This window comes from Paenisporosarcina sp., assembly GCF_049671445.1.
Lineage (GTDB): Bacteria > Bacillota > Bacilli > Bacillales_A > Planococcaceae > Paenisporosarcina.
Genome location: NZ_JBATUX010000110.1, coordinates 1 through 11,737 on the forward strand (window position 1 = coordinate 1; position 11,737 = coordinate 11,737).

An 11,737-nucleotide genomic window follows, 5' to 3' on the forward strand; every position below is an offset into this window, starting at 1 on the left:
TTAAGTTCAAGTTTGTTTTCGATACCGACAGGTGTCGGCGGAAGAAAACGTTTATGCTTCCGGCACCGAAGTGCGTTCCGCTTGTTAGTTGACGTTTTGCTGTTCAGTTTTCAAGGTTCATGTGTTAGTGTCACTGTTTCAACAGCAACTCTTATATCTTACCAAAAGCTCATTGTCATGTCAACAAAAAGTTTTGCTTATTCATTTACTTTGTTGCGCTCAAATCAGCAACTTAATAAATATATCAGCCTGACTTATATAAGTCAACACTATTTTCTAACCTTTTGTATTCTTTATTCTATCAGAATTTTCTGCTATTACAACAGGTATTATTTGGTATCTTCATAGAAAGAAATTAGTTCCCTTTTACTAGTTTCATATATAAAAAAACAGGACACCACTTTCACAAGTGATGTCCTGCCTCATATAATCAATGACCTTCTACAAACACAAAGTATAGTATAAACACAACAAACATTCCGTACATAATTGGATGAATCTTTTTAGCATTCCCACTTAACAGCATCGTGATTGGATAGAATACAAATCCAATAGCAATACCTGTAGCAATACTATACGTAAGTGGCATCGCGATAATCGTCAAGAATGCAGGTACTGCTATTTCAAATCGATTCCATTCAATTTTGTTTAATGATGAAACCATCAATACCCCAACAATAATTAATGCTGGCGCAGTTACGGCCGAAGTCATAACTGATAATACCGGCGAGAATAATAGAGCGAATAAGAAAAGTACACCCGTAACAATTGCAGCAAATCCTGTTCTTGCTCCTGCAGCAACTCCAGCACTCGATTCAATATAAGAAGTTGTTGTTGATGTTCCGAAGATAGCTCCCGTAACGGTAGCTAATGAATCTGCAAGCAACGCTTTGCCTGCTCTTGGTAACTTGTTGTCTTTCATTAGACCTGCTTGGTTCGCAACAGCAACCAAAGTTCCTGCTGTGTCAAAGAAATCTACAAATAAGAATGTAAGAACAACGATTAGAAATTGAATTGTCATTAATGAACCTGGATCATTCATGATTGGATCAAAAGCTACTCCGAAGGTAGAACCTACACTTGGTACCTTCCCTATTATAGAAGAAGGAACTTCTACTAAACTGAAAATCATCCCAGCCACAGCTGTTAAAAGCATACCGTAAAAGATACCACCTTTAATGCCGCGAACCATAAAGACTACTGTTAAAACTAAACCAAAGATTGCAAGTAATGTATTACCGGCTGATAAATCACCTAAGCCTACTAATGTAGCTTCGTTATTGACAATGATTCCTGCATTGCGTAAGCCGATAAATGTGATGAATAAACCGATACCCGCTCCAACTGCATATTTTAATTCTGCTGGAATGGCATTAATGATGGTTTCACGAACACCAGTTAATGAAAGAACAATAAAAATAAGTCCTGAAAATAAAACACCTGTTAAAGCTGTTTGCCAAGGAATTCCGTAAGTTAATACTACTGTATAAGCAAAAAATGCATTTAAGCCCATTCCTGGAGCAAGGGCTATTGGATACCTGGCTATGAGTCCCATAAAGAGTGATCCGACAGCCGCAGCTAAAGCTGTTGCTACGAACACTGCACCTGGATCCATACGCATCGAATCTGGTAAATCAGGAACAGAGTTTAAAGATAATGTTAATGGGTTAACGATTAAGATGTAAGCCATCGATAAGAAAGTGGTTAATCCGCCGATAATCTCACGACGATAATTTGTACCAAGTTCGTCAAACTGAAAATACTTTTTCATGATTTTTTCCTCCGTGTTGTCGTGTACACGTTTGTTTCTTCTATAATAAGAGGCAAATCAAGCTTACTTAGCTCTCTCCGCTTTTTATTATAAAAACAAAAAGGCATGCAACAAATAGTCGCATGCCTCCGATTTTCCTACTAACCAAAGTTAATAAGAAGCTAGAAAGACGGAACGGTCCGTCTTCCTAAAATCGTAGTCGAGTCATTTACGGTAACTCGGTAGAAACTTTCGGGCCATATTCCCGACATTATACGACGACAGTATTTAATTTCAATAGTAATATAACATTTTTCAAAAGTAGTTTCAAGCGTTTTTCCGAACATTATTCAATAAAATGTCTTTAAAGTTCGTAAATACACATTCATTACCAGTTGAACTCTTTATTTCCACTCGATTGTTGCTGGTGGCTTACTCGAGAGAACTTAATATGAATGCCTACAAGACTAATTAAAGCAAGTAATGATGACTTTGAATTGGTCCATGCTTTATCGAAAGCTAAAATTCCATGACGTGTGCCTTCACCTACTAAACAGCCTTAACACCTTCTATGTCCTCAATATTAAATTCAACTTTCATAAAGTCTTTCCATCTGTTTAACCGAATGGTACAAAGCTGAATATAATGTGGTTTTTTGCCTTCAATTTTTCGAGTCAATTGAAAATCATCAAGTAACTCAACAATTTTAACCATAAAAAAGCTCCCTTCTATTTGCAAAATATCGCAAATAAAAGAGAGTAATTTTAAGAAGTCAATAGTTGCAGGTGGATAAATCCAATTATCCATAAAGTCTCCAGAAACGTTGATATATCAAACTTTAAGAGCTATTCGTCATTTCCAGTTGAACTTTTTATTCCCACTCAATTGTTGCTGGTGGCTTACTCGTAATGTCATAAAGTACTCGGTTAATATGTGGAACTTCATTAACAATACGGACACTGATTTTCTCCAAAACATCCCATGGTACACGAGCCCAGTCCGAAGTCATGCCATCGATCGAGGTAACTGCACGGATACCAATCGCATAATCATACGTACGCGCATCTCCCATAACACCTACACTGCGAATGTCGGGTAGAACTGTGAAGTATTGCCAAATGTCGCGATCTAGACCTGCTTTACTTACTTCATCACGTAATATCGCATCTGATTCACGAACAATTTCAAGTTTTTCTTCAGTTATTGCTCCCAATACACGAATCCCAAGACCTGGGCCTGGGAACGGTTGACGCCAAACGATTTCATCTGGCATACCAAGCTCTGTTCCAAGTGCACGAACTTCGTCTTTAAATAGAGTGTTTAAAGGCTCGATTAATTTAAACTGCATATCTTCAGGTAATCCGCCTACATTATGATGAGATTTGATTGTTTGTGCTGTAGCCGTTCCACTCTCGATAATATCGGTATAAAGCGTTCCTTGTGCAAGGAAGTCCATACCTTCAAGTTTAGCTGCTTCATCGTCAAAAACATAAATGAATTCGTTTCCGATAATTTTGCGTTTTGCTTCAGGATCTGAAACACCTGCAAGTTTGCTCATAAAGCGTTCTTGTGCATCTATTTTAATTACATTCATGTTAAAACCGTCAGCGAAAGTCTTCATTACACTTTCCGCTTCACCTTTACGTAGTAATCCGTGATCAACAAACATACATGTTAATTGATCCCCGATTGCTTTGTGAAGCAATACAGCTACTACTGAAGAATCTACTCCACCACTTAAAGCACATAATACTTTTTTATCGCCAACTTCTTGACGAATCTTTTCTATTTCAAGTTCAATGAAGCTTTCCATTGACCAATCACCAGTTGCTTTACAAATGCCGAATACAAATTGACGTAATAATTCAATCCCATAAACGGAGTGACGAACTTCTGGATGGAATTGAACTGCATATAAGCCACGTGATTCATCAGCAATTGCAGCTACCGAGCAAGATGGGCTAGTTGCGATTACTTCGAAACCTTCAGGCGCAACTGTTACATGATCACCATGACTCATCCATACAACTTGTTCGTTTGGAAGGTCTTTGAATAGAGGACTTTCTTTCACTACTGTGATATCAGATTTTCCGTACTCACGACGTGAAGCTTTTTCAACTTTTCCGCCAAAGTGAAGTGACATCAATTGCATTCCGTAGCAAATTCCTAGGATAGGAACGTTTAAATCGAAAATAGCAGGGTCTACGCGAAATGCATTTTCATCGTAAACCGAATTAGGTCCACCAGAGAAAATAACTCCTGTAGCATTCATTGCTTTAATATCTTCTGCAGTTATTGTATGAGGGTGTAATTCACTGTAAACACCAAATTCGCGAATACGACGAGTAATTAACTGGTTGTACTGACTACCAAAATCAAGCACGACAATTTTTTCTTGTTCTTTTAACATAGGAGTTACTGACAATTCGTACACCTCTTCATTTGGATTTCCGGACCCTGATATAGAAAAAACGCGTACGAAAGAAAACCTTTCTACGCGTTCTTTAGCTCTACCTAAGAAAAACCAAAGCGTCGTTGAAGTCGGATCCCCTTGCAACAAGAAACGAATTTCTTAAGCATAGGAGTGCCTGACGCTTGGATTGAAACAAAAATGTCTTTTCTTTTTAAAAAGGCGAATACAAACAAACGTCTATTTAATAGACGTGATTGCATTCGCCTTCATAGTCAAGTCATTTTTGGCAACTTGGTAGAGACATCCGAACCGTATTATCGGACATATATAAGGGCAAACCGGTCTGTGTAATTTTTCTCAATTCTACAGGTAGTTTGTTTTAAAATCAACCGCTTGTACGATTGATTAAATTTTCCCAACTTTCTCTCAGTTCCAACCATTCTTGTGATTCGATTTTTTTACCGTAAAACCCTTTCTCATATGCAGTGGTTAAGGTCTTCATGTCTTTTGAACCGAAGAATCCATCTACATATTTTGCATACGATTGCAGCGTCTGTCCATCATTGCGTGAAATACCATACAAAGAAAGTTGTTTTAATAAACGGTGGTAGCTTGATTCAAAAGAATGCCAATCATTTTTACGTAAACGATAATACGGCACTAATAGTTTGGGCATCCATTTATGTCTTATACGGAACAATACAATTCCAAGTGCAATGGCAATTAAGCTCCAAACAATAATTCGTCCTCGATTATCCGAAATCCAATCCACAAATTTTTGCATAGTTTCTGTTAAACGTTCAGTGATAGATTTGTTATCTACAGCATCCGGTTTCGTTGGTTTAGACGGTTGCTCTGGTATAACTTGCTCTTCAGGAGGTTCTGTAGAGTCTAATTCGACATCAAAATCAACAGTTCCAGCACCACTAAATCCAATAGTTGGTTCGAAAGGCATCCATCCGATCCCAGGAAAATAGGCTTCGACCCAAGAGTGAGCATTATTGTTTGTTACTTGGTATACTCTTTCACCATCGTCATTTTGCATTTGTTCGCCTTCAGCGAAACCCTTTACCCAACGAGCTGGAATATCTAAAGAACGCAGCATGACTACCATGGATGTTGAGAAGTTATCACAATAACCGCGTTTTGTATCAAATAAGAATTGATCAACATAATCTTGTTCGGCCGTTGGAACACTGACGTTACTTTGATCGTACACAAAGCCATTTCTAGGGAAATAACGTTCAATGGCTTTAGCTTTATCATACAAATTAGTTTCTTTCTCTGTAATCGATAGTGCCAATTCTCTTACACGTTCAGGTACTTCCTCTGGTAGCTGTAAATAACGTTCAAACTCTGGTCCTAATTCAGCTAAAGAATCCTCAGATGTTTCACGCAAAGCAGTTAAACTATATGTGGGTTCACTAAAAGAAATACTATATTCCTTTAATTCTACCGCTTCATTATCTTGATATGTTTCAATTTTTTGCGTATTAGTTGAAACTGAGAAGCTTGTACCTTCCTGTGCATCCGCTGCAATTGAACCATATGGATACATTAAGAACGGATATTGTAATTCAAACGTTAATTGTGCGACATCTTGATCTTCCTCAAGGCCAACAGGAATGCCTGTATTAATATCATCACCAACGTTATAGTTAATTATTTCATTTGAAGCAACAGATTGTTCCCAACCTTTTGACGTGTAAGTATCTTTCGTTTCAATTTTCCAGTACTGACCTGTTTTCACAACAGCTTCAAATACTACGGTAGGATCCGATCGAAATCCTCCCCCTAGTAATGAATCATCCTCACCGTAACCAATCTTCCGAATACCACCGCCTCCGCTGGAACCAGCTCCTTCAGCAAATGATTGAATAAAAGGGACTGGATCATCCCATACAGGATTTGCTTTAGGCAAGAAATAACCGATAGAACCACTTATTGCTACTATTATAATGAGAGGAATAACAAGAGATCCATATTTCTCATTAGTTACAGATAGATGATTTTGTTCGAGAATTTTTGCTACCTTCAATAAACCGGATAATAGTAATCCTAAAACCATCACGCGTAGGATTGACCCATCCCCTACGTACGGGCTAAACGTATCCAGTGCAGCAATAAATATTACAGTCATAAAGAAAAACAAGAAAATATTTCTACGGACACTTATCCAATGATGGATTAAATAAGCCGTCATCCATAAAAGCGAGAAAAATAGTACAGTCCTAAAACTATTCGTAACCGCTGGCCAATCACGATTGATTAGTGCGGTCGTATTAGTCATAAAATCGTTGTAGAGAAAAGAAATGGCTTCTCCTGTAAAGAATACTTCATTCGTATAAATATATACGAGGATCCAACCAATATAGATAAGTTTACCTGGCCCCGATAACCACCACGGAACGGAGAAAAAACTAAGAACAAGACATAGCACGATAAATGCTAAGAAAATAGATAAGTAGTTAGTGTCGGTTAATTCCAAGACCGGTAACAACCATTCACGTAATAGGAAAAACACAAGTATATAAAATAGGGCTTGTACCCATTTGTTTTGAACATTATTTTTCATGAGCGTCCCACCTCTGTAAAGGCGTTTGCGAAATGATCTTGAGAAAGCACGTGGAGAATCATTCCTCTTGATCGAGCTAACTGATGCATAGTTAGTTCTTGTCTCGTTAATTTCTTCCCTTTCTTAACAACAATAAATACTGTACATTGACGTAAGTTTTTAGCAGCTCTCGGAATTGCCTCAATTAATCCTGCAGTCAAATCTCCAGTTATGAGTAAAACAGAAGTAGCATTTGACATCGCTGGGTCCTTAGGCAGTATTTGCTCAATCGGTTTCTTCAAATCCGCTTCCACTTTAGCCAAGTGAAACATGGTACGTTGTAGTTGATCTTCCCCTTGAATCGCAGGGAAATAAAATCGGGTAGCTCCTAAAGACAAGAAGGCTGCACTTGCTTGATTTCGAACTACTGCATGCAACACCGATGCCGTTAATTCAATTTGTTCTTCAAAATTGTCGGAGGCTTTGCGATCCACTATGATAAATAAATCCTGAGACTGTCTATCTTCAAACTCTTTTGTTCGTAACGTTTGTGTACGGGCAAATGACTTCCAATGAATCCACGATACTCGATCTCCGGGTTGGTAGTCTCGAACACCTGTAGCCATTGTTGTATCTTTAACAATGGCGAATGGAGACGCTGCCGCACCTTGATCATAACGAGTTTCAATCGGCATATAAATCATGTCGGTTACATTCGGATAAACAATGACTGTCTGCTTTAAAGGAATCACATATGATTTTTTAACCCAACCAAAAAAGTCACTTACCGTTATTTCGACTCCATCCAACGAATGTTCACCACGTGGCATATGATCGATTTCATACGTCCACTCAATAGTTTGTTGAACCCCTATCATTTTAACTGCTTTCAATTGTCCCTCTGCATGGCGTATAAGTTGAGGACTTTGAGTAAGTTCTTTGATTACAAGATAAAGCATCGGAAAACGAGAAGTTCTTTTTAGTTTTACCGTGACGATAAGCTTTCCACCTTTTCGAATTTGAGCGGTTTGAATATAACGTTCAGCTTCAATTTTTGAGATTGGAATAAAGAAAAACACGAAAGAATACAAAGCAAAAGGCAGTAATGAATAAAAAATAAACCAGCTTACGAAGCCCCCTTGAAACATAGCAAAGGAAAACGAAAAGATTAATAGAAAGATAACAAACAGAAGACGCCATCCTAGTCTCCACGAAAATTTTATTCCCTTCATTGTTTAACAAGCCTCTTAATCGGTACATTTGTTTTCGCTAAAATTCGTTCAACAATTTCTTCTGGTGTAATGCCATCATATCGAGCTTCTGAACGCAAAATCATGCGGTGACTAAAAACAAACGGCGCTAAATATTGAATATCATCTGGTGTAACAAAGTCGCGTCCTTTTAACATCGCATAAGCTTGAGATGCTTTCATCAAAGCGAGAGAACCACGAGGACTTACTCCAAGGTATACATAAGAATCTTTTCTAGTACGGTTTGCCAAATCCACAATATAATTTTTAATGGTGTCATCGACTAAAATATCCTTCACTTCGTTTTGCAATCGAATCAAGTCCTCAAGGGAAATAACAGAACTTAATACTTCAATTGGTGCTGATTTTTCAGCACGCTTTAATACTTCAATTTCTTCAGTGTGCGTAGGATATCCCATGCGAAGTTTCAAAAGGAAACGATCTAATTGGGCTTCGGGTAATGGATAAGTGCCTTCATATTCAATTGGATTTTGAGTAGCCATAACAAAAAATGGCTTAGGAATTTGCATCGTCTCTCCATCGATTGTGACCGTTGCCTCTTCCATTCCCTCAAGTAGTGCGGATTGTGTTTTAGGGGAAGTACGATTGATTTCATCTGCCAATACGATATTTCCCATAATCGGACCTGGTCTGAATTGAAATTCCATATCTTTTGGATTATAGATAGATACACCAATGACATCTGATGGTAGTAAATCCGGGGTAAATTGAATTCGTTTAAATTGAGCTCCAACCGATTTTGCCAATGCACGGACCATCATCGTTTTCCCTACACCTGGAACATCTTCGAGTAAAACATGTCCCTGAGCTATCAACGCAACAACACTTAACTCAGCAATATTCCGTTTTCCTATCATTACTTTTTCAATATTGTCTATGATGGCATGTATTTTCTCCTGGTTGTTCATCTCTCTATTCCCCCAATTGTCCCGCTAAGTTTTTATATTTATTAGAAAATTAACACATTATAGCATTAGTCTACCTAAAATATCCCGACTTCACAACTTATTAGGACACGAAAAAACACACCTAGCAAAAGCTAAGTGTGTTTACTATTATTTCCAAAATTGGTCATATACCGTAATAGGTAAATGTCGTTTATGTTGTGAGCGTAAATAGTGACTCTCTATTTTTTCTTGCGGCTCGCTCGGAATATCTTTTCCTTCTAAATAATCATCAATATGATGATAGGTAACACCAAGCGCAATTTCGTCTGGTAGCGCAGGACGATCTTCTTCTAAATCTGCTGTTGGAATCTTCGTATATAAATGTTCGGGGCTTCCAAGAGATTTTAGCAATTCTTTCCCTTGTCGCTTATTCAATCGGAAAATAGGTACTAGGTCTGCTCCACCATCACCATACTTTGTATAAAAACCTGTTATGGCTTCCGCTGCATGATCAGTTCCAAGAACAACTGCGTTGTGCATAGAGGCAATTGAGTACTGAACTTTCATTCTCTCTCTTGCTTTTTCATTGCCTTTAGCAAAATCTGAAAGAATGATTCCAGATTCATCAAGTGCTCTTTTGCTGGCATCGACCGCATCCTTAATATTCACCGTGTAAATTTTAGTCGGTTGTATAAAGTTTAAGGCATCTTGGCAATCATCTTCATCAAACTGAACTCCATAAGGTAATCGAACAGCAAAGAAAGAATAACTTTGTTCTCCCGCTTCTTCGTTCAATTCATCCACTGCCATTTGCGCGAGCTTGCCAGTGAGTGTAGAATCTTGTCCGCCTGATATCCCAAGAACTAGACCTTTTAAGAAAGGGTGTTTCTTTAAATAAGCTTTCATAAAATCGATCGATATGCGAATTTCTTCTTGAGGGTCAATCGATGGTTTAACTTTCAATTCTTCTATAATGGTTCGTTGTAAGTTTGTCATCTTAGTGCCTCCTTAAGCGTAATGCATGCGATCCACCATTTCTTGTATTTCTTGGATATTACGCATTTTGTTGTCCCAACATTTTTGACTTAAATCCACAGGGTATTCTTCTGGATTTAAAGAACGTTTGTATTCATCCCATAATAACTCTAAGTTGGCATTTGCGTAATCTCGCATTTCGAACAATGTAGGATTCTGATAAATAACTTGTCCATTTTCAATTACTTTCGTATGAAGCTCTTTTGCTTCAAAGTTCGTCACAAATTTAGATACAAATGTGTGAACTGGATGGAACATTTTTAAGCGTTTTTCATGAGTTGGATCTTCATCGAACATGGTAATATAATCGCCTTCTGCTTTGCCGTTTTCACGGTCAATAATGCGATATAACTTTTTCTGACCCGGTGTCGTTACTTTTTCAGTCGTCGAAGAAATTTTTATGGTATCTTCCATGACACCATTTTCATCTTCAATTGAAACTATTTTATAGACCGCTCCAAGAGCTGGCTGGTCGTATGCAGTAATTAGTTTTGTACCAATTCCCCACATATCCACTTTTGCACCTTGGGCTTTCAAGTTTAAAATTGTATATTCATCTAAATCATTTGATACCACAATTTTCGCATTTGGAAAACCAGCTGCATCTAACATACGTCGTGCTTCTTTTGACAGGAACGCAATGTCTCCACTGTCCAAACGAATTCCGACGAAATTGATTTTGTCGCCAAGTTCTTTTGCTACTTGAATCGCAGTAGGAACACCAATTTTCAAAGTATTGTATGTATCGACTAAGAATACACAATCTTTATGACGTTGTGCATATGCATGAAATGCTTCGTATTCACTTTTATATGCTTGAACGAGTGAATGGGCATGAGTCCCTGCGACTGGTATACCGAATTTTTTGCCTGCCCGTACATTACTAGTTGCTTCTATCCCACCAATTATTGAAGCACGTGAGCCCCAGATTGCCGCGTCCATTTCTTGTGCACGACGCGTTCCAAATTCCATGACCGTATCAGTTTTGACGATTTGTTTGATACGACTGGCTTTTGTTGCAATCAATGTTTGATAATTAACGATATTTAAAAGTGCTGTTTCAATAAGTTGTGCTTCAACAAGTGGCGCTTCAATGCGAATAATAGGTTCGTTAGCGAAAACCAATTCCCCTTCAACCATCGAATAGACATCCCCTGTAAAGCGGACTTCACGTAAATAATTGATGAAATCTTCCTTATAATCAAGCTCCTCTTGTAAATAAGTTAAATCGCTTTCGGTAAATCGGAAATCACGAAGATAATCCAGTATGCGCTCAAGACCTGCAAATATCGCGTAACCATTTCCAAAAGGTAATTTACGGAAAAACAATTCGAATACCGCTTTGCGATTATGTATCCCATCCGCCCAATAGGTTTCAGCCATATTAATTTGATATAGATCTGTATGTAAAGCTAGTCCATCATCTGCATATTTAGACGTCATCAAAACCCCTTCTTCCAAGTTCATAATTGTCATTAGTATACACCATTTACCCGTTTTGTTATCATTCCTAACAAAAACGCAAACCAATTGAGATATTGGTTTGCGCTACAGTATTTATGTACCCATTTTTCTGCGTAAATTACTCACTTTTTTCGTTTGTTGGCTTTGCATTTTCTTACCTGATTGTCCTGAGCTACCTTTTACGTTGTTATCAGACGAATTGTTTTTCTTCGCTTCTAACTGTTTTTGCATCGCTTCTTTTAACGTCATTTTTTTCTTTGGAGCTTCTTGTTCGTTTGTTTCATTGTGTTCAGTCATTTTAAATCCTCCTTTAAACCACGTGTTGATTTGTTTTTGCTTTCCTCTATTATACTCGAAAATCGA

The 11,737-nt window shown here is 37.9% G+C and carries 9 protein-coding genes and 2 riboswitches; all 9 genes read right to left on the minus strand.

The annotated features are described in order from the left end of the window. Window positions 1–430: 430 nt before the first annotated feature. Window positions 431–1,771, minus strand: coding sequence for an NCS2 family permease (locus WBG45_RS13615; RefSeq protein WP_424415383.1), 1,341 nt, complete (start codon window positions 1,769–1,771; stop codon window positions 431–433). Between the two features lie 176 nt (window positions 1,772–1,947). Then, a riboswitch (purine riboswitch) is annotated at window positions 1,948–2,049 on the minus strand. Between the two features lie 250 nt (window positions 2,050–2,299). After that, a complete protein-coding gene (locus WBG45_RS13620; RefSeq protein ID WP_424415385.1) occupies window positions 2,300–2,557 on the minus strand; it encodes a hypothetical protein in 258 nt (85 codons plus the stop codon). A gap of 64 nt (window positions 2,558–2,621) precedes the next feature. Beyond that, window positions 2,622–4,160 (minus strand): glutamine-hydrolyzing GMP synthase, encoded by a 1,539-nt coding sequence (gene guaA, locus WBG45_RS13625; protein WP_424415398.1) that lies wholly within the window; start codon window positions 4,158–4,160, stop codon window positions 2,622–2,624. Between the two features lie 252 nt (window positions 4,161–4,412). Continuing rightward, window positions 4,413–4,514, minus strand: a riboswitch (purine riboswitch). 34 nt (window positions 4,515–4,548) lie between these two features. Next, window positions 4,549–6,738 (minus strand): DUF4129 domain-containing transglutaminase family protein, encoded by a 2,190-nt coding sequence (locus WBG45_RS13630; RefSeq protein ID WP_424415387.1) that lies wholly within the window; start codon window positions 6,736–6,738, stop codon window positions 4,549–4,551. Beyond that, window positions 6,735–7,949, minus strand: coding sequence for a DUF58 domain-containing protein (locus WBG45_RS13635; protein ID WP_424415389.1), 1,215 nt, complete (start codon window positions 7,947–7,949; stop codon window positions 6,735–6,737). The genes WBG45_RS13630 and WBG45_RS13635 overlap by 4 nt, the downstream gene beginning before the upstream one ends. Beyond that, window positions 7,946–8,896 carry an AAA family ATPase gene (locus WBG45_RS13640; RefSeq protein ID WP_424415391.1) on the minus strand — a complete coding sequence of 317 codons (951 nt, stop codon included), beginning with the start codon at window positions 8,894–8,896 and terminating at the stop codon, window positions 7,946–7,948. The genes WBG45_RS13635 and WBG45_RS13640 overlap by 4 nt, the downstream gene beginning before the upstream one ends. Window positions 8,897–9,043: 147 nt before the next feature. Further along, window positions 9,044–9,871 carry an ammonia-dependent NAD(+) synthetase gene (gene nadE / locus WBG45_RS13645; RefSeq protein WP_424415393.1) on the minus strand — a complete coding sequence of 276 codons (828 nt, stop codon included), beginning with the start codon at window positions 9,869–9,871 and terminating at the stop codon, window positions 9,044–9,046. Window positions 9,872–9,883: 12 nt separating this feature from the next. Further along, complete coding sequence (locus tag WBG45_RS13650; protein WP_424415395.1) at window positions 9,884–11,353, minus strand: nicotinate phosphoribosyltransferase; 1,470 nt, start codon at window positions 11,351–11,353, stop codon at window positions 9,884–9,886. Window positions 11,354–11,467: 114 nt separating this feature from the next. Next, window positions 11,468–11,737: hypothetical protein (locus tag WBG45_RS13655; RefSeq protein ID WP_424415396.1), on the minus strand; the 270-nt coding region annotated here is incomplete at its 5' end.